Source organism: Glycomyces rhizosphaerae, from assembly GCF_042647865.1.
In the GTDB taxonomy this organism is placed as follows: domain Bacteria; phylum Actinomycetota; class Actinomycetes; order Mycobacteriales; family Micromonosporaceae; genus Glycomyces; species Glycomyces rhizosphaerae.
Window position 1 is genome coordinate 625877 of record NZ_JBHRWO010000004.1, and the last position, 20781, is coordinate 646657.

Annotated in this window: 26 protein-coding genes and 1 pseudogene; 10 read left to right on the top strand and 17 right to left on the bottom strand. The window is 68.9% G+C overall.

The features are described from left to right. Positions 1–112: 112 nt before the first annotated feature. A complete protein-coding gene (locus tag ACFO8M_RS03780) occupies positions 113–526 on the bottom strand; it encodes a nuclear transport factor 2 family protein (protein ID WP_387970679.1) in 414 nt (137 codons plus the stop codon). An 87-nt stretch (positions 527–613) separates the two neighbouring features. Between ACFO8M_RS03780 and ACFO8M_RS03785 the strand changes: the two genes are divergently transcribed. After that, complete coding sequence (locus ACFO8M_RS03785; RefSeq protein ID WP_387970682.1) at positions 614–1060, top strand: MarR family winged helix-turn-helix transcriptional regulator; 447 nt, start codon at positions 614–616, stop codon at positions 1058–1060. 14 nt (positions 1061–1074) lie between these two features. Here ACFO8M_RS03785 and ACFO8M_RS03790 read toward each other — a convergent pair whose 3' ends face one another. Next, positions 1075–1806: a TetR/AcrR family transcriptional regulator gene (locus ACFO8M_RS03790; protein WP_387970685.1), complete on the bottom strand. Its 732-nt coding sequence runs from the start codon at positions 1804–1806 to the stop codon at positions 1075–1077. Between the two features lie 89 nt (positions 1807–1895). On the opposite strand from ACFO8M_RS03790, the gene ACFO8M_RS03795 reads away from it, so the two are divergent. Continuing rightward, the gene (locus tag ACFO8M_RS03795; RefSeq protein ID WP_387970687.1) at positions 1896–2579 is read left to right on the top strand and encodes an NAD(P)-dependent oxidoreductase; all 684 of its coding nucleotides are present in this window, start codon (positions 1896–1898) and stop codon (positions 2577–2579) included. Between the two features lie 88 nt (positions 2580–2667). Continuing rightward, positions 2668–3567: an aminoglycoside phosphotransferase family protein gene (locus ACFO8M_RS03800; RefSeq protein ID WP_387970690.1), complete on the top strand. Its 900-nt coding sequence runs from the start codon at positions 2668–2670 to the stop codon at positions 3565–3567. 37 nt (positions 3568–3604) lie between these two features. Here ACFO8M_RS03800 and ACFO8M_RS03805 read toward each other — a convergent pair whose 3' ends face one another. From ACFO8M_RS03805 to ACFO8M_RS03825, 5 genes are all read right to left on the bottom strand, one after another. Then, positions 3605–4123: a hypothetical protein gene (locus tag ACFO8M_RS03805; protein WP_387970693.1), complete on the bottom strand. Its 519-nt coding sequence runs from the start codon at positions 4121–4123 to the stop codon at positions 3605–3607. Positions 4124–4168: 45 nt separating this feature from the next. Continuing rightward, on the bottom strand, positions 4169–5104 hold the full coding sequence (locus ACFO8M_RS03810; RefSeq protein ID WP_387970696.1) for a sigma-70 family RNA polymerase sigma factor: 936 nt from the start codon (positions 5102–5104) through the stop codon (positions 4169–4171). 10 nt (positions 5105–5114) lie between these two features. Beyond that, positions 5115–6305 (bottom strand): NAD(P)/FAD-dependent oxidoreductase, encoded by a 1191-nt coding sequence (locus ACFO8M_RS03815; RefSeq protein ID WP_387970699.1) that lies wholly within the window; start codon positions 6303–6305, stop codon positions 5115–5117. An 82-nt stretch (positions 6306–6387) separates the two neighbouring features. Beyond that, positions 6388–7257 (bottom strand): alpha/beta fold hydrolase, encoded by an 870-nt coding sequence (locus tag ACFO8M_RS03820; protein ID WP_387970702.1) that lies wholly within the window; start codon positions 7255–7257, stop codon positions 6388–6390. After that, positions 7250–7846: a TetR-like C-terminal domain-containing protein gene (locus ACFO8M_RS03825; RefSeq protein ID WP_387970705.1), complete on the bottom strand. Its 597-nt coding sequence runs from the start codon at positions 7844–7846 to the stop codon at positions 7250–7252. The genes ACFO8M_RS03820 and ACFO8M_RS03825 overlap by 8 nt, the downstream gene beginning before the upstream one ends. 183 nt (positions 7847–8029) lie before the next feature. Here ACFO8M_RS03825 and ACFO8M_RS03830 point away from each other — a divergent pair, with 183 nt between their 5' ends. Next, a complete protein-coding gene (locus tag ACFO8M_RS03830; protein ID WP_387970708.1) occupies positions 8030–9217 on the top strand; it encodes a sulfotransferase family protein in 1188 nt (395 codons plus the stop codon). A 151-nt stretch (positions 9218–9368) separates the two neighbouring features. Beyond that, positions 9369–9893 carry a hypothetical protein gene (locus ACFO8M_RS03835; RefSeq protein WP_387970711.1) on the top strand — a complete coding sequence of 175 codons (525 nt, stop codon included), beginning with the start codon at positions 9369–9371 and terminating at the stop codon, positions 9891–9893. 324 nt (positions 9894–10217) lie between these two features. On the opposite strand, the gene ACFO8M_RS03840 is transcribed toward ACFO8M_RS03835, so the two are convergent. Then, entirely contained in the window at positions 10218–11036 is an 819-nt protein-coding gene (locus ACFO8M_RS03840; RefSeq protein ID WP_387970714.1) for an NAD(P)H-binding protein, read from the bottom strand. Positions 11037–11125: 89 nt separating this feature from the next. Here ACFO8M_RS03840 and ACFO8M_RS03845 point away from each other — a divergent pair, with 89 nt between their 5' ends. From ACFO8M_RS03845 to ACFO8M_RS03855, 3 genes are all read left to right on the top strand, one after another. Continuing rightward, positions 11126–11530, top strand: a complete 405-nt coding sequence (locus ACFO8M_RS03845) for a winged helix-turn-helix transcriptional regulator (RefSeq protein ID WP_387970717.1) — start codon at positions 11126–11128, stop codon at positions 11528–11530. Positions 11531–11592: 62 nt separating this feature from the next. Beyond that, positions 11593–11937 (top strand): helix-turn-helix domain-containing protein, encoded by a 345-nt coding sequence (locus ACFO8M_RS03850; protein WP_387971197.1) that lies wholly within the window; start codon positions 11593–11595, stop codon positions 11935–11937. Next, on the top strand, positions 11820–12302 hold the full coding sequence (locus ACFO8M_RS03855) for an IS630 family transposase (RefSeq protein ID WP_387970720.1): 483 nt from the start codon (positions 11820–11822) through the stop codon (positions 12300–12302). Before ACFO8M_RS03850 ends, ACFO8M_RS03855 begins: the two co-directional genes overlap by 118 nt. On the opposite strand, the pseudogene ACFO8M_RS03860 reads toward ACFO8M_RS03855, so the two are convergent. Then, positions 12235–12709 (bottom strand): annotated as a pseudogene (locus ACFO8M_RS03860) (IS5 family transposase); the annotation flags it as partial. The gene ACFO8M_RS03855 and the pseudogene ACFO8M_RS03860 sit on opposite strands and share 68 nt — an antisense overlap. A gap of 43 nt (positions 12710–12752) precedes the next feature. Beyond that, positions 12753–13229, bottom strand: a complete 477-nt coding sequence (locus ACFO8M_RS03865) for a hypothetical protein (protein ID WP_387970723.1) — start codon at positions 13227–13229, stop codon at positions 12753–12755. A 379-nt stretch (positions 13230–13608) separates the two neighbouring features. Between ACFO8M_RS03865 and ACFO8M_RS03870 the strand changes: the two genes are divergently transcribed. Further along, positions 13609–13917: a GNAT family N-acetyltransferase gene (locus tag ACFO8M_RS03870; RefSeq protein ID WP_387970726.1), complete on the top strand. Its 309-nt coding sequence runs from the start codon at positions 13609–13611 to the stop codon at positions 13915–13917. Between the two features lie 158 nt (positions 13918–14075). On the opposite strand, the gene ACFO8M_RS03875 is transcribed toward ACFO8M_RS03870, so the two are convergent. Next, positions 14076–14810 carry a carbon-nitrogen hydrolase family protein gene (locus tag ACFO8M_RS03875; protein ID WP_387970729.1) on the bottom strand — a complete coding sequence of 245 codons (735 nt, stop codon included), beginning with the start codon at positions 14808–14810 and terminating at the stop codon, positions 14076–14078. A 123-nt stretch (positions 14811–14933) separates the two neighbouring features. Between ACFO8M_RS03875 and ACFO8M_RS03880 the strand changes: the two genes are divergently transcribed. Next, a complete protein-coding gene (locus ACFO8M_RS03880; protein WP_387970732.1) occupies positions 14934–15419 on the top strand; it encodes a cupin domain-containing protein in 486 nt (161 codons plus the stop codon). On the opposite strand, the gene ACFO8M_RS03885 is transcribed toward ACFO8M_RS03880, so the two are convergent. From ACFO8M_RS03885 to ACFO8M_RS03910, 6 genes are all read right to left on the bottom strand, one after another. Then, positions 15416–16066 (bottom strand): response regulator, encoded by a 651-nt coding sequence (locus ACFO8M_RS03885; protein WP_387970735.1) that lies wholly within the window; start codon positions 16064–16066, stop codon positions 15416–15418. The genes ACFO8M_RS03880 and ACFO8M_RS03885 overlap by 4 nt on opposite strands. Further along, positions 16056–17336: a sensor histidine kinase gene (locus ACFO8M_RS03890; RefSeq protein ID WP_387970738.1), complete on the bottom strand. Its 1281-nt coding sequence runs from the start codon at positions 17334–17336 to the stop codon at positions 16056–16058. Before ACFO8M_RS03890 ends, ACFO8M_RS03885 begins: the two co-directional genes overlap by 11 nt. Then, the gene (locus ACFO8M_RS03895; RefSeq protein WP_387970741.1) at positions 17327–18061 is read right to left on the bottom strand and encodes an ABC transporter permease; all 735 of its coding nucleotides are present in this window, start codon (positions 18059–18061) and stop codon (positions 17327–17329) included. Before ACFO8M_RS03895 ends, ACFO8M_RS03890 begins: the two co-directional genes overlap by 10 nt. Positions 18062–18081: 20 nt before the next feature. Beyond that, positions 18082–18990, bottom strand: a complete 909-nt coding sequence (locus ACFO8M_RS03900; protein WP_387970744.1) for an ABC transporter ATP-binding protein — start codon at positions 18988–18990, stop codon at positions 18082–18084. 173 nt (positions 18991–19163) lie between these two features. Beyond that, positions 19164–19991 carry an RICIN domain-containing protein gene (locus ACFO8M_RS03905; RefSeq protein ID WP_387970747.1) on the bottom strand — a complete coding sequence of 276 codons (828 nt, stop codon included), beginning with the start codon at positions 19989–19991 and terminating at the stop codon, positions 19164–19166. Positions 19992–20024: 33 nt separating this feature from the next. Then, positions 20025–20765, bottom strand: coding sequence for an RICIN domain-containing protein (locus ACFO8M_RS03910; protein WP_387970750.1), 741 nt, complete (start codon positions 20763–20765; stop codon positions 20025–20027). Between the last annotated feature and the right edge of the window lie 16 nt (positions 20766–20781).

Genomic DNA, 20781 nt, shown 5'->3' on the forward strand with positions numbered 1-20781 from the left:
GACAAACCGCCCCCGCCTTCCGGTTGGAAGACGGGGGCGTTCTGCTGTACCGAAACTCAGCCGGTGGCGGGGAAGGCCCGGATCGAATCCTGTTGAGGTGCAAGGACAAGCATCAGTCCTTCCTGATCCATTGCGGCTTGACCTCGTGTTCGCTGATCCGCCAACCCAGAGGCGTCCGCACCGCGGCGCTGCTCGAGCGCAGGCCACCGATCTGGTGGGGCGGCGCGCCTTCGCGGAAGTAATACACGACCGAGTTCGCCGAAACGGCCGCCTGGTCGCCGTCGAGTTCCACCAGCAAGTCGAACTGCGTGTGCTGCGTGAGCTCACCCTCGACCTCCGCTTTCCGCATGAAGTCGACGAGGCTGTCGAGGCCGCGCATCTCTCCTCCTCGCGGCGAGTGCACCACCACGTCGGCGGCGAAGACGGCGCCGGCGTCGTCCCACCGGCGTTCGTCGAGCAGGAGCGCGAAACGAGTGAAGAGGTCAGTGATCTCGAATCGGTCGGCGATCATCGTCTCGTCGGGCATGTCATCCTCTTTCGTTCGTCTCACTAACGTTGGTGTCACCAACTATAGATGGATTCGTTGGCGATGCCAACCTTGTATCGTGAAGCGATGGAGCAGACTCCCGCACGCCTGATCGAGATGCCCAGCTGGCTGCTCACCCAGTTGTCGATCCACGCCCATCGGCTGTCGTCAGACGCGTTCGCCGAGGTTGGTGCGCGCGGATACCACTACCGGATTCTGTCCTCCCTGGACGAGTTCGGCATCGCCAGTCAGGCCGAGCTCGGGCGCTACTCCAACATGGACCGCAGCGATGTGGTGGCGGCGGTCAACGAACTCGCCGAGCAGGGCTGCCTCGAGCGCACCCCCGACCCCCACGACCGCAGGCGCAACCTGGTGTCCCTCACCAAGACCGGCGAGCGGCAACTGCGGCGACTGGACCGGGCGCTCGACACGGCGCAGGAATCACTGCTCGAACCGCTCGCCGCCGAAGACCGAGCAGCCTTGACTCGCATGCTCGGTCAGCTACTCGCACATCACCAGCGCGCCCAACGCTGAAGTCGGTTTCGGGATCAGTCGGACTCGGCCTCGAAGCCTAGGGAACGGGCGAGGTCGCGCAGTTCGGCCCGGTAGAGCCTCGCCGGGTCCTTCGTCTGGGCGCGCAGGTGTCCGTAGACCTCCAGTGCGACCAGACCGTGCATCCGCCCCCACGTGCGCAGCGCCAGGGCGACCGCGGCGGGCGGCAGGTCCGGGAACTTGTCCTTGACCAGGTCGGCGAGGCCCGGGTCGAAGTCGTCCCAGGTGTAATCGTCTTCGCGCCCTTGGTCTTTCAGCGGCCAAGCCGCCGCGACGAGGCCGGTGAGCCCGGCGCAGGCCCGTGACGCGGCTTCGGGTGCGGCGCCGCTCTCGGGCACCTTGTACCCGCGCACCGGGTCGCCGTAGACGAGCCGGAACCCGGCGGGGTGCGCGATCGCCCACGCCCGGAACGACTCGCCCCAGGCCAGGAGCCTGGCCGCGGGTGCGTCGGCCGGGTGCGCGTCGCGCGCGGCTTCCACCTCGTCCACCAGCGAGGTGTACATGTCGCTGGTCAAGGCGGTGATCAGGTCGTCGCGGGTGGCGTAGTAGCTGTACAGAGCCCCGGCGGTCATCCGCATCTCGCGGGCGATGGCCCGCAGCGAGATCGCGTCCGGCCCGCCCTCGGTCAGCAGCTCCAGCGCGACCCGCTTGATCTCGGCGGTGGTGTCGAGCCGAAGTTGTTCTCGCCGAGTCGGAGTCGCGTTCGTCACGTTGACAGTGTACCCCATGTAGAAACTATGCTCCGCAGGAGAATTGCACGGCGTTCAATGTTTGATCGCCGTTGAATCCGAGTTCTCGGAAGAAACGGAGACCCGCAATGCGGATCGGAGTATTCGGCGCTACAGGCGCCATCGGCGGCCGGATCGTCGTCGAGGCAGTGGACCGAGGGCACCAGGTCACCGCCTTCACGAGCGATCCGGCCCGGTTGGGCGACAACGATGAAGCGGTGACCTGGCGGGTCGCGGACGTGCTCGATCCCGAGAGCATCGCCGCGAACATCGGCGGACTCGACGTGGTCGTGCAGGCGATCAACGCGGGCCGTGGCGTCCCGGACACCATCGCCAACGCGGACGTGCTGCCCAGGGCCGCAAGCTCAATGGTCAAAGCGCTGGAATCGCACCCGACGGTCAGACTCATCGTCATGGGCGGAGCCGGGAGTTTGGAAGTGGCTCCCGGTCTGATGGTCGTCGACGTCGAGGGCTTCGCCGAGGGCCTGCCCGACGCACTCGGCGTCCCGGTGGAGTACGTGAACGCGGTCCGGGCGGGCGTCGAGGCGCTGGGCCTGTACCGCACCTCGAACCGGAAGTGGGCCTACATCAGCCCCTCCGCCGGTCTCATCAAGCCTGGCGAACGCACTGGGCGGTTCCGCATCGGCGGCGACCAACTGCTCGTGCGGTCCGACGGCACCAGCGACATCAGCCTGGAAGACCTGGCCATGGCGGCCGTCGACGAGGCGGAGACCGCGCGTCACGTGCAGCGTCGATTCACCGTGGGCTACTGAGGAAGTCGGCTTTGGTGGCCGCCCAGTTCAGGCCGGGCGGCCACCGGTCGATCGGGTCGGGCTGTGCGGTTGCGGTTAGGGTGCTTGGATGACGGACTTCCAGTTGAGCGATCTGGTCATCGACGAAGACCTCGTGCGGGCGATGCTGCGCGACCAGCACCCCGACCTGGCCGAACTCGAGCTTCGGGAGGTGGACGGCGGCTGGGACAACAAGATGTGGCGCCTGGGTGACCACCTGGCCGTCCGCATCCCGAGGACCCCGCGCGGCCCGTCGCTGCTCGACCAGGAGCACCGCTGGATGCCGGAGATCGCGAAGCGCCTGCCGCTGCCCGTGTCGGCGCCCGTGCGACTCGGAACGGCGACCGAGCGGTTCCCCGCAACTTGGCTCGTGACCACTTGGGTCGCAGGCGAACCACTCGACCACGCCCCGATCGAACGGGGTGCGGCATCGGCCGAGGCGCTGGCGAGTTTCCTTGCGGCCCTGCATCAGGAAGCGCCCGAGGACGCTCCGGTGAATCCGCAGCGGAGCGTGCCGCTGAAGGACCATGCCGAGGTCGCCGAGCGGGGTATCGAGCATTGGTCCACTGCGGAGACGCTCGCGCCGATGCGCGAGATCTGGAACGACGCGCTCGCCGCCGTCCAGTGGGATCGGGCTCCCGTGTGGATTCACGGCGACCTGCACCCGGCGAATGCGGTTGCGGCCGAAGGGACTTTGGCGGGTGTGATCGACTTCGGCGAACTGTGCGCCGGTGACCCGGCCACCGACCTTGCGGCGGCCTGGCTGCTGCTGCCCGAGGGCGCGGCCGAGCTGTGCCTTGACGCCTACCCGGACGTCGACGAGGCCACGGTGCTGCGGGCGCGAGGTTGGGCGCTGCTGCGGGCCCTGAACCTCTTGAGCATCGGCCACGCGGGGGAGCAGGGCTGGCCCGGCGGCAAGGTGAGCTGGAAGCCCGCCGGTGAAGCGACGATCGCGCGCCTGCTCGCCTAGCGCGGTTGCTTTCCGCCGCCTCGCGGGGACGGGGCGTTTACTGTTCGCAGGTGGATTCGTCGTACGCCCGCAAGGCCTCTTCGGCTTCCTTCACCTCGGGGGCGTACCAGATGTCGGTGATATCCGCCAGAGAGGCGTTGTCGGCCATCACTTCGGTCATCCGCGTCCCCGCTTCCGAGAGCGTGAGGACGTGCGATGCGATTTCGTCAGGCGCGAGAGAAACCGCCATCAGTCCGTCCATGGCAATGCTGTAAGTAAAGGTGGGCGCTGATGCATCGGGCACCATGTCATCGGTCGCACCCGGTCCCTGCTCGACGGCGGCGCTCGCGAATCCGAACTCCAGCATTGCGGCCGAAGTCAACAGGGACGACAACTCGGTGCAGAACGCCTCCGCGGCTTCCGCGCTGGACATCTCCGTCGGTGAAGCCACAGCGGACGTCTCCGGGGTGGTCGGGTCATCGGCGGGCGGCTCGCCCTCCGCGCAGGCGCTCAATGCTGCGGCAGTCGCGAGCACGGTGCGTATGAGGGCCGCGTTGAGGGGGCGCTTCGTGTTCATGCGCGAAGCGTAAGCAGGTTCGCACGGGACCGGTCCCATGCGCGTTCACCAGTTTTCGATGATCGGGTCGCGGTGCTCGCCGCGCTGCCACTGCTCCGTGACCCGCCCCAACCGGGCCGGGGCCGCGAGGCCGTGGACGGCCGCGACCTTGCCGTCCCGGACGTCGAGGATGCCGAGTCCCACGACCCGGTCCTCAAGGGCGACAAGGATCGCGGGCGCGCCGTTGACCATGGCCGCGTAGAACGACGGCGACCCGCCGACCATCTGGTGCTTCGCCGGGGTCGGCTTGAACGCCGCCCGAAGAGTGGCGGCGATCCGGACCGGGACCGACTCGTACATGAGCTTGTCGAGGAGGCCCGCGCCGTCGGAGACCGCGACCGCGTCGTCGGTCAGCAGGGCCACGAGCCGCTCGGTTCGGCCCGAGGAGGCGGCGTCGATGAACGCTTCGACGATGTGGCGGGCCGAGGCCGGATCGATCTGGGCGGCGTTCCGGCGCACGCCGACATGGCGCCTGGCCCGGAGCGCGTGCTGCTGGCTCGCGGACTCGGTGATGTCGAGGATCTCAGCGATCTCGCTGTGGCTGTAGGCGAACGCTTCCCGCAGGACGTAAACGGCCCGCTCGGTCGGCGGTAGGCGCTCCAAGAGCATGAGCACCGCGAAGCTCACCGATTCGCGCTGCTCGAAGGTCTCGGCGGGGCCGAGCATCGGGTCGCCGTCGAGGACCGGTTCGGGCAGCCATGCGCCGACCGCGCGCTCGCGGCGCGTCTTCGCCGAACGGAGCCGGTCGAGGGCCAGGTTGGTGACCACTTTGGTCAGCCACGCCTCGGGGACCTCGATGTAGTCGCGGTCCGCGGCCTGCCAGCGCAGGAAGGCGTCCTGCACCACGTCTTCGGCGTCGGCGGCCGAGCCGAGCAGGCGGTACGCCAACGAGGCCAGCCGTCCCCGGCCGGCCTCGAAGCGTTCCACAGCGGCGATGTCCATGAGCGCCACTCTAGGCGGCTGTGGCCTCAGTCGATCGAACGGTTTGGGCCGCGAGTCGGTGCTTGCGGGCCGGCATGCCGAACGTCGGGTGGCCGGCGCCCCATGCGGCGCCCTTGAGGATGCTGTTCTTGACGCGCGCGGTCGTTCGGCCGCGGAAAGCACCGGGCTTCGAAGTGGCGTCGCCGTCCACCAACTGGTAGATCGCATCTTTGCGACCGAGGCTGATGTGGTTGCCGAAGTAGAGCAGTCCGGTGTTGACGACCTCGCGGCCGGTGAGTTCGCCGATGATCGCCTTGATGGCCTGCTTGACGGAGAATCCCGCTGAGCCGCAGTTCATCGGGAGCGGCTTGCCGTTGTCGCCGAGGGTGAACACGGCGTCCCCGGCGGCGAAGACCTCGGGGTGGGAGACCGAGCGCATCTGGCGGTCCACGGTGATCTGGCCGTTCGATTCGACGGCGAGGCCGCTCTCTGCGGCGATGGGGTGGACGGCGAAGCCCGCCGCCCACACGGTCGCGTCCGAGGCGAAGAAGGTGCCGTCGGCGGCGTAGGCGCCGTCCGCCGTGACGCGTTCGATCGGCGAGTGCTCGTGGACGAGGATCCCGAACCGGTTGAAGGCCCGCAGGAGGTGGTCGCGGGCGACTGGGCCGAGCCAGCCGCCCAGTTCGCCGCTGGTGGCGACCTCGACGCGGAGTCCGGGGCGGGATTCGGCGATCTCGGTGGCGGCCTCGATCGCGGTCAGGTTGCCGCCGATGACGAGCAGGGTCCCGTCGCCGTTCAGCTCGTCGAGGCGGTCGCGCAAGCGGAGCGCCGAGGGCCGCGCGGCGATGTGGAAGGCGTGTTCCTCGACGCCCGGGACGGCGTGGACGGCGGCGGTGCTGCCGAGCGTGTAGAGCAGCGTGTCGTATTCGAGAAGGTCGACGCGCTGGCCGTCGGTGACGGCGACGGTCCGGTTGTCGGGGTCGACGGCGGTGACCCGGGCGATCTTCAACTGGATGTCGGTGCCCGCGAACACTTCCGTGAGCGGGCGGTGCTTGAGGTCCTGCCCGGCGGCGACCTGGTGGAGGCGCAGCCGTTCGACGAAGTCGGGTTCGGCGTTGACGACGGTGATCGCGAAGTCGTCGGAGTGAAGGTGGCGGGCGAGGTAGCCGGCGCCGAAGGCTCCGGCGTACCCCGCTCCGAGGACGATGATGCGGTGTTTCATGGTCTCGCTCCTGTCTGTCTCGCTGGTGCCCTTTGAACGGGGCGGCTTCGCGATCCATGACAGGTTCGAATGGTGACCTGTGTCACCGTATTTCGAGGAGGGCGGTGAGCGCTTCGGCGAACTGGCGGGGCCGCTCGATCGCGCCGAGGTGGCCGCCGGGGAACTCGGTGAGCGGCAGGTCGAGGGACGCGGCGAACGCGGCGACCGTGCGGTGGGGGAGTTGGCCGCGCGAGTCGATCCCCGCGGCGGGGACGAGGCGGTCGGCGGCGGCCCGCAGCGCGTCCGGGTCGGGCACGTGGGAGGTGAACGGGACCAGCACGTGCTCGATGAACGCGGGCTGGAGGCCGGCGAGGCGGGCGAAGACCGGGGCCAGTTCCGGGGCGGGCGGCTCGGGTTCGGTGTCGGCGTAGCCGTCGAGCCAGGTCCCGAAGTGGCGCAACGGGATCGACACTTCGGGCTGGGGTGCCGTGACGCCTTCGGTCATGATCTTGCCCGCGGCGGCCATGTCGCCGGTGCGCGCGGTGTCGCGCACGGAGGTGAACATGGCCTGCTGCGCTTCGGCATCGGGCAGGAAGTGCGTCATGAGCGCTTCGTGGACGACGGCGGCGCGCACCCGTTCGGGGTGGCGGAGCGTGAGTTCGACGGCGGCGATCGCGCCCGCGCTGAAGCCGAACACGTTCACGGGTTCGTCGGTGAGCTTGTCCAGCAGGTGAAGTGCGTCGTCGGCGGCGCTCGCGGGGTACTGGTCGCCGAGCTCGGCTGCGTGCTCCCGACGGGAGGCGAGTCGCGAGTAGACAGAGATGACGGTGTAGCTGTCGGCCAGGTGCTTGGCGAGCGGACCCATGACGCCGGCGTCGCCGGAGCCGCCGGGGATGAGCAGCAGCGGCGGGCCGTCGCCGCGGAGGTCGTAGTCGATCGTGGTGTCGGGCAAGGTGATGGTGCCGTCAGGCATCGGTGTCTCCTGTCTGCGTCGAGTGTTCGGACCAGGCGGTCAGGGTGTGGTGGATGGCGTCGATCGCGCGGCGCCAGGACGTGTCGATGTCGCGGTCGGCCGTGAACCCGCCCGCGAGCTGGAGGTCGCTGAAACCGTGGAAGGTGCTGCGCAGCAGGCGAACCGCGTCGGTGGCGTCAGGTTCGGGGAGGTCGTAGCCGCGCAGCAGCGCGTAGCAGGCCTCGATGATCCGGGCGACGCCCGAGGACTGCGCGGCCAGCTCGGGCGGCAGCGGCGCGCGCGTGGCGGCGTAGCGGCCGGGCTGGGTGGTCGCGGAGTGCCGGTAGGCGTCGGCGAACGCGGTGAGCGCGGCGCGGCCGGAGCGGCCCGCGATGGCCGAGCCGAGCTTGTCGGCCCATTCGTCGAGGGCCAGGAGGGTCACCTGTTCGCGCAGGTCGGCTAGGCCGCGGACGTGGGCGTAGAGGCTGGCGTCGCGCACGCCGAACCGCTTCGCGAGCGCCGCGAGGGTGACGTGCTCGAAGCCGATCTCGTCGGCGAGGTCGGCGGCGGCGGCCACGAGGTCCTTGCGGTTGAGTCCGACGCGCGGCATCCCGAATCCTTTCCTAGTCTTCCTAGTTTAAAACCTAGGATACCTAGGAACCGTCCCGGTGTCGAGGTGGACTCGGGTCGGCGGCCGGATTGCTGTCGACACTGGACCGGCACCGGCGGCTATGCGAGAATGACGCGCATTCGGCCCCCACGGACGGGAAGCACCCCTATGCGCCGCAAGTCCATGACCACCAGCGTTCTCAATGTGCTGTTGAAGCCCACGATGTCGAGCAGACGCGATCCCGACAAGGTCTTCGACGCGATCGTCGCGAAGTCCGAGCAGGCCACCGGCGGCGACCGGGCCGCGATCGGCGAGTTCCTCGACGGGATGCGAGTCCTGAACGAGAACTTCGCCGCGAGCCCCAAGTTGAGCCCGATGGGCTGGCAGAGCGTCCAAGGCGACCTGCGCCTGCGCATTGAGAACCGTTTGCGCGTGCAGCGCCTCGTCACCGACCACCCCGAGATCGCCGACGAGCCGATCGAGCGGCCCGTCTTCATCGTCGGGCTCCCCCGGACCGCGACCACATTGGCGCACAACATCATCGCCAAATCCGCCGAACACCGCGGCCCTGCGTTGTGGGAGTGGATGTTCACCGACATCGACCGCGGCGAGGAGGCGAAACGGCGCCGCGTCAAGCAGACCGAGCGCCTGGTGGGCACGTTCATGCGGCTCGCCCCGGCGTTCAAGGTCATCCACCCGCTCAACGCCGAGAAGCCCGACGAGTGCAACTACCTGCTGCCGCACGGCCACCAGCACCTGGCGCGGGTCCACATGCCCGGGTACCGCAAGTGGATCGAGCAGCACGACACCCTGCCCGACTACCAGTACTTGAAGCTCGCGCTGCAAGTGCTGCAGTTCGGCCGGGAGCGCAAGCGGTGGATCCTGAAGTCCCCCATGCACCTCGACCACCTGCCCGAGATCCGGAAGGTCTTCCCGGACGCCCGGATCGTGTGGACGCACCGGGATCCGATCACGGTGCTCGGGTCGCTGTGCTCACTCGTGGAGTCCTCGCAGGTGATGCACGAGCGCAACCCCGACCTGCACGCGATCGGGGAGACCTGGCTCGGGCTCCAGGTGAACGCGATCGAGCGGGCCCGCAAGGCCCGCATCGACTGGCCCCGTTCGTCGTTCATCGACGTCCCCTACCCGTGGCTGGCCGCCGAGCCGCACGAGAAGGTCCCGATCCTCTACGAACGCCTCGGTGCGAAGTGGACGGAGGCGGACGCGCTGAACCTCGACGGCGTCCTGGCCCGCCCCGGCATCGGCCGCCAGCACGAGTACGAACTCGCCCGGTACGGCCTCAATCCCGAGCAGGTCGAGTCCGCGTTCGGCGACTACCCGCAGCTGGTCGAGAAGATGCGGATCGACTAGGGCCTGTCCTGTGAATCAGGTCGGCCGGGAGCGCGTCGGTCCGGGTCCCGCTCCGCGCGTCCCCGGTGGCGTTCAGGCGCTGGCGGCGGGCGGTCATACTCGGTACCGACGCAGGCGCGGGGGGCAGGCCTCCGGCAGGGAGGCAGGAAGCATGAAGCAGCCGCGGCAGGCCCGGGCGGTCCAGTGGCACCTCACCGCGGACGGTTCGGCGGTCCAGGCGTACCCGAAGGCCCTCGACCACTTGGATCCGAAGCAGGAGGCGCCGAAGGGGCTGAAGTACGTCCGCTACGCGACCACGCGGCGCCTGGCGCTGGCGGACCTGTACGCCCTCGAGGAGGCCGTCGACAAGACCGTGGCGCGCGACGGCCGCGTGCACTCGGCGGCGGCCCTCACGGGTGCGATCGGGCTGGCCGCGATGATCGTCGGCTGGGTCGTCCCTATCGGCGTCGACGGCGGATGGTCGCAGATCCTGTTCATCGCAGCGATCCCGGTCCTGGTGGCCGGGGTCGCGGGCATGATGTTCAAGGCGCCCGGCTTGACGAACCGCAGCATCGAGGGCCTCCGGGCCGAAGCGGGCCTGGACGTCTCGACCCTTGAGGTCCTCAAGGAACCCGACGCGCTGGCCCTGCTCCACGCCCCGGGGACGGTCTCCGGGCCCGGCATCACGGGCGGCTAGGGCTTTTCCTGTGGATCGTTGAGCCAGATCATGGTCGCGGCGATGACCAGGCTCGCTCGGTAGATGGCCGCCCGCTTCGCATAGCGGGTGTCCAGATCCCGCCATTGTTTGAACCGGTTGAAGCACCGCTCGAGCCGTCCGCCTCTCCACCGGCGATATAGGTGTAGGCGAGAACGGCGATGGCGAGCGTGCCCGCGATGACCCTCGCGCGGTTGATTCCCTGCATATGAACACGCGTCGCGTTCGGAGAAGCCATGGCGGCCACCATGATCGCGCTTCGCCATGCCGGCCGGTCGCGGCTGTCACCGCGACCGGCCCGCGCGGTCAGCGGAAGGCGGCGGCGTTGCGCTTCGCCCAGTCCGCAAACGGGATCGGCGGGCGGCCGAGGACGCGTTCCACGTCCTCGCTGATCCGCTGCTCGGCCGCGTTCGGGTTGCCCATGACGTCGAGCGAGCCCTCCACGACCTCGGCCGGCCAGAACTCGAGCAGTTGCTCGAAGGCCTCGGCCCGCGTCTGCTCGACGAACGCCACCGGCTCGCCGATCGCCGCCGCGATCGCCGTTGACTGCCCGCGCGGCGTCATCAACGCGGGCCCGGTGAGCGAGTACGCCTTCCCGGCATGGCCGTCCTCGGTGAGTGTGGCCGCGGCGACTTCGGCGATGTCGAGCGGGTCGACCAGCGGCAGGCCCACGTCGCCGAACGGCGCGAGGACCTTGCGCTCCTTGCTGACCGGCTCGGCCCACAGCAGTGCGTTGGAGGAGAATCCGCCCGGCCGCAGCATCGTCCACTCGAGACCGGAGGCCTTGACGGCGTCCTCGAACACGCGCAGTTCCGGCTCCTCGGGCCGGGTGGCGACCCGCTCCGAGGAGAGCAGCACGACCCGGCCGATACCGGCGGCCCGGGCCGCATCGAGCACGGGCACGATGTCGAGATCCTGGTCGCGGGTGAGCAGGAAGAGTCGTTCGCCGCCTTCGAATGCGGACTTCAAGGTCTCGGGTGCGGCGAGGTCGGCCTTGCGGTGGACGACCCCGGCGGGGAACTCGGCTTCGCCGCGCGAGACGGCGACGACCTTCTCCCCTGCGGCGGCCAGGGCCTCGACGAGCGGGCGGCCCACGTTCCCGGTGGCTCCGGTGACAACGATCATCTTGGGTTCCTTTCGATTGCGGGTGTAAAACCGAAGGTAGAGCCAAGACTTACTTTCCGGAAGGGCCTACCTCGAGGTAAGCTCCTGGCATGCCGGGAGGAAAACAGATCACCGCATGGGCTCCGCCGGACGGTCGTGAGGTCTTTCACACCAACTGCCCCGCAAGGCAAGTGCTCGACCACATCACCAACCGCTGGGGCATCTGGGTGCTGCTCGGCCTGCGGGAGGGCGAACTGCGGTTCTTCGAGCTGCGCGACCGCATCGAGGGCATCAGCGAGAAGATGCTCTCGCAGACCCTGCGCCAGCTGGTGGCCGACAACCTCGTCTGGCGGCGCGTCGAGGCCACCGTGCCGCCCCAGGTCACATACGGCCTCACCGAGTTCGGCGAGGGCGCGGCCGACCACCTCGGCGGCATGTTCGACTGGTTGCGCGGCAACGCCGCCTCCATGATGGAGAAATGCGCGAAGGATGAGGCGGCGAAGGCACGAAGCTGAGCCCTTCCGAGGAACAGGCCCTGGTGGGTGCTCTGGTCGATTACGATCCCGACACCGTCGGGGTGGGCGGGAAACTGTGGACCGCCAAGAAGGTCTGCGTGCTGGCGCGGCGCCTGTTCGGAGCCGCGTTCACCGACCGCGGCATGCGCAAGCTCCTGCGCCGCTTGGGGTTCAGCTTTCAGCGGCCCGACCGCCGAGCTGTCGAGGGTGATGGGCCGCGCGATGGGACTGGGCCGAGCGGGCCTGGATCGAACTGTGCGGGCAGGCCGCGTCCGAGGGTGCGCGGATCATGTTCCTTGACCAGGTCGGGGTCTGCTCGGACCATCTGTCGGGTCGCACCTGGGGTCGCAAGGGGCACACGCCGCTGGCGACGACGAGCGGGAACCGGTTCGGCGTCAACGCCATGAGCGCCATCAGCCGCGAAGGCCAGATGTATTTCACCGTGTTCCGCCAGTCGTTCACCATTGAGGTGTTCATCGACTTCCTCGAGCGGGTTATCGGCACTTTCGAAGGCAAGACCCATCTGGTCGTCGACGGCCACTCGGTTCACCGCTCCAAACGGGTGCGGGAGTGGGTCGCGGCCCGAGACGACCGGATCGAGCTGCACTTGCTGCCGCCGTACTCCCCGCACCTCAACCCCGACGAGTTGGTCAACGCCGACCTCAAGCGGCACCTGGCCGACAAGGTGATCACCGATGTTCGAAGGCCTGGGAGTCGTGGAGGTTCGCTCCCGAGACGGCGAGGGCAAGCGGGAGTCCGTTGCGGTCGGTGAGCACATGGATCTTCGAGCCGGACTTGCCACGATCGACCGGGTTCGGGCCGGTCAGTGATCCCCCTTCTTGGCGCGCAGGCTCGCCCCGTCGACGATCGCCCGCGACCAGTCGATCTCGCCGACGGCGCCGAGCCGGTCGAGGACGGCGCGGTGGAGCTTGGCCCACAGGCCGGCCTTGGACCACTCCGCGAAACGCCGGTGCGCGGTCTGGTGGGAGACGCCGAAGGTCGGCGGGAGGTGGCGCCAGGCGCAGCCGGTGGTCAGCACGAACGCTATCGCTGCGAAGGTCTGCCGGTTATCGCCCGAGGAATCCCGCCGCCCTGCGCCCGCTTCGGTGCTATCGGGATCAACGGTTCGGTGATCTCCCACAACCCATCGGGCACCATGCGTCCGCCGAACTCATCCATGCCAGATCTAAACCAGATCGGTTGCACGGCAAGCGGGGCGAACTCAAGAGGCTGAGCTCGACGTGCCTGGAGGAGGTGTCCAGCTTCGATGCATGCCGGTGCTGTAGCCGATGAGCAGGTTCACAGCGGCCAGGACCAGGAGGAGAAACAGCACGTTTCCGGAGCCACTCGGGTTCGACAATGCCAGTAGCCAGACCAGATAGCCGGCGATGAAGGAGAGGCTGTAGATGCCGGGGGCGGCGAGTCGCAGCTTCACGGCTACTAGGGGTCCGATGATCATCGCGCTGAGTGGGGCGAGCAGCAGGAGGGCCAGCATGTACGGTATGCCCGCGCCGGGGGCGAACTCTTCTGAGCTGTCAGCCCAGGATGAGGAGACGGTATCGCCGCCGAACGTGATCGCAGCGGCAGCGGCAACCTGAGCGAGGCTGACCACAAGAGTCTTGCCCATGGCGACCTCGCGTCCCTTGCGCCGCAAGGCGGATCGGCTCTCATGCTCCTGGGGGTTCGCTTGTTCGCTCATGCGACCCAAGTTTACCGAGCAGTTTCGCCGCGGCTCTTCTCTGAGAGCAGCGAATACACCAACTGAGACACGCTCTAAATCCGGCCCAGTACCAGGGCGTTTCCCTGTGCCCCAACAGTTTGCCGTCGCCCTCCGTACCGATTACCTTGCGGGAAAATCTTAGTGGCGGCAATGGGAGGGGGTTGTGGTCATGATCTCGGAGAGCGCGATCCGCGTGCACGGAACAGGAGGAGGGGCTCCATGGGGGCGCGTGGTGCGACGCCGGTCACTATCGACAGGGCCAGTTTCGACGATATAGAGACCGTCACTGAATAAGGCTCCGGCCTCCAGGGAAGTAGCCGTTTCCTTTATCTCGGAGCGGCTATCCAGGGCTGACTCGATGATTTTGATCGCCAGGAATGCCGATGGGGCTGCCGTGGGATTCACGCAGGTCTATCCGACCTTTGCGTCCGTCTCCATGGGGCGGGTGTGGATTCTTAACGATCTATACGTCGTCCCGGATGCGAGGCGCCTCGGAGCAGGTCGAGCGCTCGTCCGGGCCGTTACCGACGAGGCCCAGGCCGAGGGAGTTGTCAGGGTGACGCTTGCCACCGCTGAGGACAACGTATCCGCGCAGGCGCTCTACGAGGTCGAAGGTTTTGCGACGGGACAACCGGTACGCCATTACGTCAAGCGGACGCGTAAGTGAATCCGTCAAGATGAGCTGAGCCTCGCCACAGTTGGAGGCTTTCATGAAGACGATTATCATCGTGGACCGGCTCGCCGAAGCAGGGATTCCCTATTGAGTCGGAAATAGAGAGCATCGCTCGCAAACCAGCAACGAGCGAAGATCCATCAAGTTCCGGCTCAATAGAACCGCAACTCGGCCTTGACGATCCGGCCCGGGTGCTCGTCCGCCCGCACCGCGACGGTGCCGTCCGGCGCCCAGATCGCCGAGTTCCCCGTGGTCTCGGCGTAGTCACTGCCGGGTCCCGCGAAGCAGGCCTGCACCACCCACATGCCGTAGCCCTTGGCGAGTTGCGGCATCCGCTTGTCGCGCTTGGGAAGCCCCAGCGGCGTGAACAGCGAGCCCGCGACGTACGCGTCGATGCCGCCGATCCCCGAGCGCTTTGCGAACTCGGCGGTGGCCGGCGCGTGCTCGAACATCATCGTGTCGCGGCAGATCGCCAGGCCGAGCCGCCAGCCGTCCAACTCCATGACGACAGGATCGGCCGCGGCCCGGAAACGGCGGGCCTCCTCCTCGTCGGGATGCAGCTTGCGGTACGCCACCGCGACACCGGACCCGTCGATGCGGAGCATCGCGATGAACTCGGCGTCGCCCTCCTTGACCGGCGCCCCGGCCAGCGCGACCGAACCGGTGGTGGCGCAAGCCGCGACGATCGCCGCCAGCTCGGGATCGTCAAGGGCCACAGCGGGAGCCGCGAGCGCGTACGAGGTGAGCGACAGCTCCGGGAACACCACCAGCCGAGCGCCGGAGGCAAGGACCGCCTCAGCGTGCGCGGCGGCGTTGAACGGGAGGTCGCCGGGCCGCAGCTCGGGCTGCGCGGCGGCGACGGTCAAAGGCGCGGGGCGATCGCTCATGCCCCGAGCTTATCCGTCCCCGGCCGGGTCCGACCTTCGCAAACCGGGCGCCTTCGGCGGCGATACGCTCCAGTCGTCGCCGAACCGGGCGGCCGTCACCGCCGACCAGAGAGGGACCCTCGTATGTCTTACCCCGAACCGAAGTACTTCGGCGAGACCGGCGAGATCACCGCCGCCACCCGCCCGAACGGCAGCCCCGCCGACATCCTCTTCGACAACGGGTCCGCCGACTACCTTGCCAAAGGCGCGGCCACCGGCGGCGAGTTCGGGCTCTACCGCTGGAACATGGGACCCAAGAAGGGCGGGCCCGGCGCGCACTTCCACAAGACCATCTCGGAGTCCTTCTACATCCTCGAAGGCACCGTGACGATCTACAACGGCAGCGAATGGGCCCCCGCGAGCAAGGGCGACTTCGTGTACGTCCCCCAAGGCGGCCTGCACGGCTTCCGCAACGACACCGACGAGCCGGCCTCGATGCTGCTGCTCTTCACCCCGGGCGCGGTGCGCGAGCCCTACTTCGAGGGCCTTGCGACGCTCGGCGAGATGACCGAGGAGGAGCGCGCGGCGTTCTTCATCGAGCACGACAACTACTGGGTCGAGGAAGCCTAGCGGCCCTTCGGTTGCAGGAGGCCGCGTTCGTACGCGGCCGCGACGGCCGCGGCGCGGTCGTTGACCTCCAGCTTCGCGTAGACGTGCATCAGGTGGGTCTTCACCGTGGCCTCGCTGATGAACAGTTCCTTGGCGGCCTCCCTGTTGTTGCGGCCCTTCGCGATGAGCGCCAGCACCTCCAGCTCGCGTTCGCTCAGCGGGCCGGTGCTCGGTGCGGGCCTGCGGATCTGGTCCATCAGGAGTGAGGCGACCGAGGGCGCGAGCACCGTCCCGCCTTCGTGTGCGGTGCGGATGGCGCGCTGCAGCTCGGCGGGCGAGGCGTCCTTGAGCAGGTAGCCGCTGGCGCCCGCCTCGATCGCGGGCAGCACGTCCGAATCGGTGTCGTACGTGGTCAGCACCAGCACTTTCGCCGTCGAGTTCCGGGCGGCGAGCTCCCGGATCGCGCTCACGCCATCGGTTCGGGGCATCCGCAGGTCCATGAGGACCACGTCCGGGCCGAGGGCGAGCGCCCGGTCGACCGCTTCGCGGCCGTCGGCGGCCTCGCCCACCACCTGGATGTCGTCGGAGCGGTCGAACATGCCGCGCAGGCCGTCGCGCACCACGGGGTGGTCGTCGACGATGAGCACGCGGATCGGTTCAGGCGGCATCGGGCACCGCCTGCGGGATGGCCGGGACGATCGCCGAGACCACGGTGCCGGACCCGGGCTCGGACTCGATGGAGACGGTCCCGGCGAGGCGGCCCACGCGCTGGCGCATCGCGGCGAGCCCGTACCCGTTCCCCTTGGTGGCCTTGATCTTGGACGGTTCGAAACCGATTCCGTCGTCGCGCACGTCGAGCGCCAACTGGTCCTCCATATAGGAAAGGGTGATGCCGACCCGCCCGGCTCTGCTGTGCTTGGCGGCGTTCTGCAGCGCCTCCTGGGTGACGCGCAGGAGCGTCACCTCGATCTCCGGGTGCATCGGCTTCGCGTCCCCGATGGTGACCAGCTCGACCGGCACCGCGTGCGCCTCGGACCATTTCGCCGAGACCTCGGCCAGCGCCTCCGGCAGCTGCGCGGTGTCGAGCGTCGGCGGCCCGATCGCCTGCACGGTGCGGCGGGCCTCGGCGAGGCTCTCGCGGGCGAGCTCCACGGCGCTGTCGAAGTGACGGCGGCGCTGCGACTCGTCGTCGGTGCCGTCGGCGGCGTGGAGCTGCGCGATGATCCCCGCCAGGCCCTGCGCGACGGTGTCGTGGATGTCGCGGGCCATGCGCTGGCGCTCGTCGAGGATGCCCGCTTCCCTTGCCTGCGTGAGCAGTTGCATGTGGAGCCCGGCGTTCTCTTGGAGCGCCGCCTCGCGGGAGAGTATGGCCTCCTCGCGCTGCGTCCGCAGTTGCACCAGCTTCTCGTTCAGCAGGAACCCGGAGCTGATCGCGGCCGTCTGGATGAGGACGACCACCGTGTACACCACCAGTGCTTCAGCCTGGATGTCGGTGAAGTCGACCATGGAGGCGTTGACCACGAGCGAGGTCCCGCCGATGCCGGCGACGACCATCCACATCGGCTTGAAGTACCCGGCGTGGAAGAACCCGGTGATGACGAAGATGAAGAACAGCATGTCGCGGGCCATCAGCGCCGCGCCGAAGCCCAGCATCACGAACAGGTGCACCGCGAGCCGCGCACTCGAAGCCTCGGTCTTCGACGGGATGCGGGTGTAGGCGAAGTACACCCACACGACCGCCGCCGCCGTGAGGCCGAGCGTCTGGAGCTGGAAGTCCATGGGCCGCTGGGAGATCAGCGCGCTGAGCACCAGGCTGACCGCGAGGAGGCCGTACGGCATCCAGTCGAGGAGCCGGTGGTACGCGGACTCGATCCTGGAGTGCCGTTCGGACAACTCCTCGGGGGTTCGCGGCACCGGCTCCATGACTGCTACTCCCACTTGAAGATTCGGGCCGCGACCGCCCCGGCGACCACGGCGGTGGCGGCCATGACCAGGAGCGGGGCGACGGCGGGGGCCGTGCCGGTCCAGGCGTCGAGCAGCGACTGCACGCCCGGCGGCACGAAGTCGCCGGCGCGGGCGACCGCGTCCGGCAGCATGAACCGGGGAAGGTACACGCCGCCGAAGAACATGGCCGTCATGAACAGCACCGTCGAGAGCCCGGAAGCGGACCGGGCGGTCGGCGCCACGGCTGCCACGAGCATACCGAGCGCGAAGACCGCGGTGATGCCGAGGACGAAAGCGATCGCGAAGCCCAAGGGGTGCTGGGGCAGCGGCACATCGAACACGAGTTTGCCGGCCACGACGACGAGCAGGGCCGAGGCGAGGGCCGCCCCGATGTTCACGACCAGTTGCGCCAGAAGGAGTTTCACCGGGTGGACCGGGGTGGTCCGCATGCGGCGCAGCACGCCCTGCTCGCGGTAGGCCGCCAGGACCGCAGGGAGGTTGGTCAGGCCGATGACGCCGACGGCCATGACGATCGTGGAGGGCGCGAAGTAGTCGATGAAGCGTTGGCCGCCCATGTCCTCGGACGGTTCGCGCAGCATCGGCACGGCGCCGAGTCCGAGCAGGACGACGGTGGGCAGGAGCAGGCCGACCGTGAACGACATGGGATCACGCAGGAACAGCCGGGATTCGATCTGGATGAGTTTGCCGAGAGCGGACATCAGGTTCTCCTTGCGGGGGCTTAGTTCTCGAGGGACTTGCCGGTGAGGGCCACGAACGCGTCGTCGAGGCTGACCTGCTCGACGCGCAGGTCCGCGGCCACGATCTGGTTGCGCGCCAAGACGGACGCGACGGCCTGGAGGAGGTTCTCGCCGCCGGTGACGACCACGTGCGGGCCGCTGCGTTCGACGCGCGCGACCTCCGGGAGGTCGAGCAGGAGCGAGTCCGGGAACGCGGCCGAGGGGCGGAAGCGCACCCGCTGCTCCACGCTCACCCGCGCAGTGAGCCCGGCGGGGGTGTCGAGGGCGACGATCTTGCCCGAGTCGACCACGGCGAGGCGGTCGCAGAGCCGCTCGGCCTCGTCCATGAAGTGCGTGACCAGGATGATCGTGACCCCGGAGTCCCGCACCTCCTCGATGAGGTCCCACGTGTCGCGCCGCGCCTGCGGGTCGAGCCCGGTCGTCAGCTCGTCGAGCACTGCGACGCGCGGGTTCCCGACGAGCGCGAGCGCGATCGACAGCCGCTGCTGCTGGCCGCCGGAGAGCTTCCCGAACGGCGTCTTCCGCTTGGCGTCCAGGCCGAGCTTTTCAAGCAGCTGATCGGTATTCGCGCGCTCGCGATAGAACGAGCCGTACAGGTCCAGGGCCTCGCCGACGCGGAGGCGGTCGGGAAGGCGGCTCTCCTGCAACTGGATGCCGAGCACCTGCCTGAGCTCCGCGCCGTCCCGCTCGGGATCGAGGCCGAGAACTGAGACGCTGCCGCCGTCCCGGTTCCGCAGGCCCTCGACGCATTCGACGGTGGTGGTCTTGCCCGCGCCGTTGGGGCCGAGGATCCCGAAGATCTCGCCTTCGTCCACCTCGAACGAGACGCCGTCGACGGCGCGGAAGTTGCCGTAGTCCTTGACCAGGTCTTTGACTTCGATGATCGCCATTGCGGCCTCCTTGCTTCGTGTAGGTCAACACTCGCAAGAACGGCGCGGCGCGGCATCGACCGCGCGACGGAGCCGCCGGTTGATCCGCGCGATCAACCGATCGGCTGATCGCCCGACCGATTGCGGGAACGGCGAAGGGCGTACCGGCGATCCCGGTACGCCCTTGCAGTCCTTTACGAAAGCGTGAAGCGCTGGGCCGAGTCGCCTCCGTCGCAGGACTCGGTGGCGGTCGGCTCGCCCGCGCTGGAGGAGCGGCCTTCGAGCATCCCGATGCACAACCCTGAAGCGCTGGTGGCGATCGTGTAGACCCCGCCGCCCTGCGGTTCCAGCTCCCAGAACTGGGTCTCGGTGAACTCGCAGCCGAACGCGGCCATGAGATAGCCCTCCTGGTCGGCCGGGGCGTCCGCGCCCATGCAGGCGCTCCAGTCCGAGAAGTGCATGTTGAAGACGTACACGCCCTCGTCCCAGGCCACGACCTGGATCGTGGACGGGTTCGTCGAGCCGCACCCGGCGAGGACCACGACCGTGCGGCCCTCGTTGCCCGGTTCCGGGCCGGTGCTCAGGCACAGGCCGCTGGCCTCCTGTTTCACCTGGTACCAGCCGTCACCGGGATAGGTCGGCTCCGGCGGGGCCGCCTCGGTCTCCTCGGCGGTGTCCGCCGGCCGCTCCGCTTCCTCCTCCGTGGCCGCGGCCTCGGTCGGTGACGGAGAGGGGCTCGGCGACGGCGACGGCGTCGGGCTGGGCGCCGGTGTGGCGTCCATAGAGGTCGGTGCCGGTTCGTTGGCGGCGGCCGGTTCCGGGTCGCCGCCGCCCCCGCCGCTCGCGGCCATCACCGCGGCGATGACGGCGATCGTGAGGACGAGCGCGACGACGGCGGCGACACCGGCCATGGCCTGGCTGCTGCCCAGGCGCATCCGCGCCTTCTCCCAGATCTCGCGGAGCTTCGCGGGCAGGTCGTTCCCGGACGAATGCCGGGGGATGTGTGGATCACGTTGTTCCACAGAGGATTCCTTTATGGAGGGGTGAAAGAGCTGTCAGGGGACCAGCAGCGCGAACCGCTGGTTCGGGTCCTCGGGATCGCACGTGGCCGTGGCGAGGGCCGCGCCCGCCTCGGCGGTCACACCCTCCAAGAGCCCCAGGCAAAGACCCGAAGCGACGACGGCGAACGTGTACGAGTCCGCGCCGGCACCGGTGAGCTGGAACTGCTGCAGCGGCGAGTCCGCGCAGTCCTGCCCGGAAGAGAGGTACCCGGGCTGGTCGGCCGGATCGTCGGCGCCCCAGCAGGCCTGCCAGTCGTCCTCGGTGAAGTCGAGGCCGACGGTGTAGACGCCCGCGCCCTGCGACGTGAACGCGAGGCTCGCCGGGTAGGTCGCGGCGCAGTCGCCGAGGACCATGACGCTGCGCTCGGGATTGCCCGGCTCGGGTCCGTCGGTGACGCACAGGCCCGTGGACTCCTGGCGGGCGAGGTACGCGCCGTCCGCCGGGAGGGTCGGCGCGGGATCGCCCTCGCCCTGCGGTGCGGCGGAGGAGCTTTCGTCGCCACCGGGCGTGGCGGCCTCGTTCTCGTCCTCACCGCCGCCGGAGGCGACGACGGCCACGATGATCGCGATGAGGAGCACCAGTGCCACGACGGCGGCCGTCGCGGCCACGGCCTTGTTCGCGCCGATCCGGTCGCGGAGTCCTTCGAGGCTGGACTGGAGGCGGTCGGGCAGGTCGCGCTGCTGGTCCGAGGCGCGGTTCGCCGGTCTTGTCGGGGGAGGGTCGGTCTGGGTCACAAGGGTTTCCTAGTCG

Excerpts from the sequence above, each read along its gene's own strand:
- ACFO8M_RS03795 (WP_387970687.1), top strand. The coding sequence starts at position 1,896 with ATGCGGATCGGAGTATTCGGCGCTACAGGCGCCATCGGCGGCCGGATC.
- ACFO8M_RS03870 (WP_387970726.1), top strand. The coding sequence starts at position 13,609 with ATGATTTTGATCGCCAGGAATGCCGATGGGGCTGCCGTGGGATTCACG.
- ACFO8M_RS03805 (WP_387970693.1), bottom strand. The coding sequence starts at position 4,123 with ATGAACACGAAGCGCCCCCTCAACGCGGCCCTCATACGCACCGTGCTC.
- ACFO8M_RS03855 (WP_387970720.1), top strand. The coding sequence starts at position 11,820 with ATGTTCCTTGACCAGGTCGGGGTCTGCTCGGACCATCTGTCGGGTCGC.
- ACFO8M_RS03815 (WP_387970699.1), bottom strand. The coding sequence starts at position 6,305 with ATGAAACACCGCATCATCGTCCTCGGAGCGGGGTACGCCGGAGCCTTC.
- ACFO8M_RS03845 (WP_387970717.1), top strand. The coding sequence starts at position 11,126 with ATGCCGGGAGGAAAACAGATCACCGCATGGGCTCCGCCGGACGGTCGT.
- ACFO8M_RS03885 (WP_387970735.1), bottom strand. The coding sequence starts at position 16,066 with ATGCCGCCTGAACCGATCCGCGTGCTCATCGTCGACGACCACCCCGTG.
- ACFO8M_RS03865 (WP_387970723.1), bottom strand. The coding sequence starts at position 13,229 with ATGAGCGAACAAGCGAACCCCCAGGAGCATGAGAGCCGATCCGCCTTG.
- ACFO8M_RS03790 (WP_387970685.1), bottom strand. The coding sequence starts at position 1,806 with ATGGGGTACACTGTCAACGTGACGAACGCGACTCCGACTCGGCGAGAA.
- ACFO8M_RS03820 (WP_387970702.1), bottom strand. The coding sequence starts at position 7,257 with ATGCCTGACGGCACCATCACCTTGCCCGACACCACGATCGACTACGAC.
- ACFO8M_RS03830 (WP_387970708.1), top strand. The coding sequence starts at position 8,030 with ATGACCACCAGCGTTCTCAATGTGCTGTTGAAGCCCACGATGTCGAGC.
- ACFO8M_RS03785 (WP_387970682.1), top strand. The coding sequence starts at position 614 with ATGGAGCAGACTCCCGCACGCCTGATCGAGATGCCCAGCTGGCTGCTC.
- ACFO8M_RS03840 (WP_387970714.1), bottom strand. The coding sequence starts at position 11,036 with ATGATCGTTGTCACCGGAGCCACCGGGAACGTGGGCCGCCCGCTCGTC.
- ACFO8M_RS03800 (WP_387970690.1), top strand. The coding sequence starts at position 2,668 with ATGACGGACTTCCAGTTGAGCGATCTGGTCATCGACGAAGACCTCGTG.
- ACFO8M_RS03900 (WP_387970744.1), bottom strand. The coding sequence starts at position 18,990 with ATGGCGATCATCGAAGTCAAAGACCTGGTCAAGGACTACGGCAACTTC.
- ACFO8M_RS03895 (WP_387970741.1), bottom strand. The coding sequence starts at position 18,061 with ATGTCCGCTCTCGGCAAACTCATCCAGATCGAATCCCGGCTGTTCCTG.
- ACFO8M_RS03835 (WP_387970711.1), top strand. The coding sequence starts at position 9,369 with ATGAAGCAGCCGCGGCAGGCCCGGGCGGTCCAGTGGCACCTCACCGCG.
- ACFO8M_RS03810 (WP_387970696.1), bottom strand. The coding sequence starts at position 5,104 with ATGGACATCGCCGCTGTGGAACGCTTCGAGGCCGGCCGGGGACGGCTG.
- ACFO8M_RS03825 (WP_387970705.1), bottom strand. The coding sequence starts at position 7,846 with ATGCCGCGCGTCGGACTCAACCGCAAGGACCTCGTGGCCGCCGCCGCC.
- ACFO8M_RS03780 (WP_387970679.1), bottom strand. The coding sequence starts at position 526 with ATGCCCGACGAGACGATGATCGCCGACCGATTCGAGATCACTGACCTC.
- ACFO8M_RS03880 (WP_387970732.1), top strand. The coding sequence starts at position 14,934 with ATGTCTTACCCCGAACCGAAGTACTTCGGCGAGACCGGCGAGATCACC.
- ACFO8M_RS03875 (WP_387970729.1), bottom strand. The coding sequence starts at position 14,810 with ATGAGCGATCGCCCCGCGCCTTTGACCGTCGCCGCCGCGCAGCCCGAG.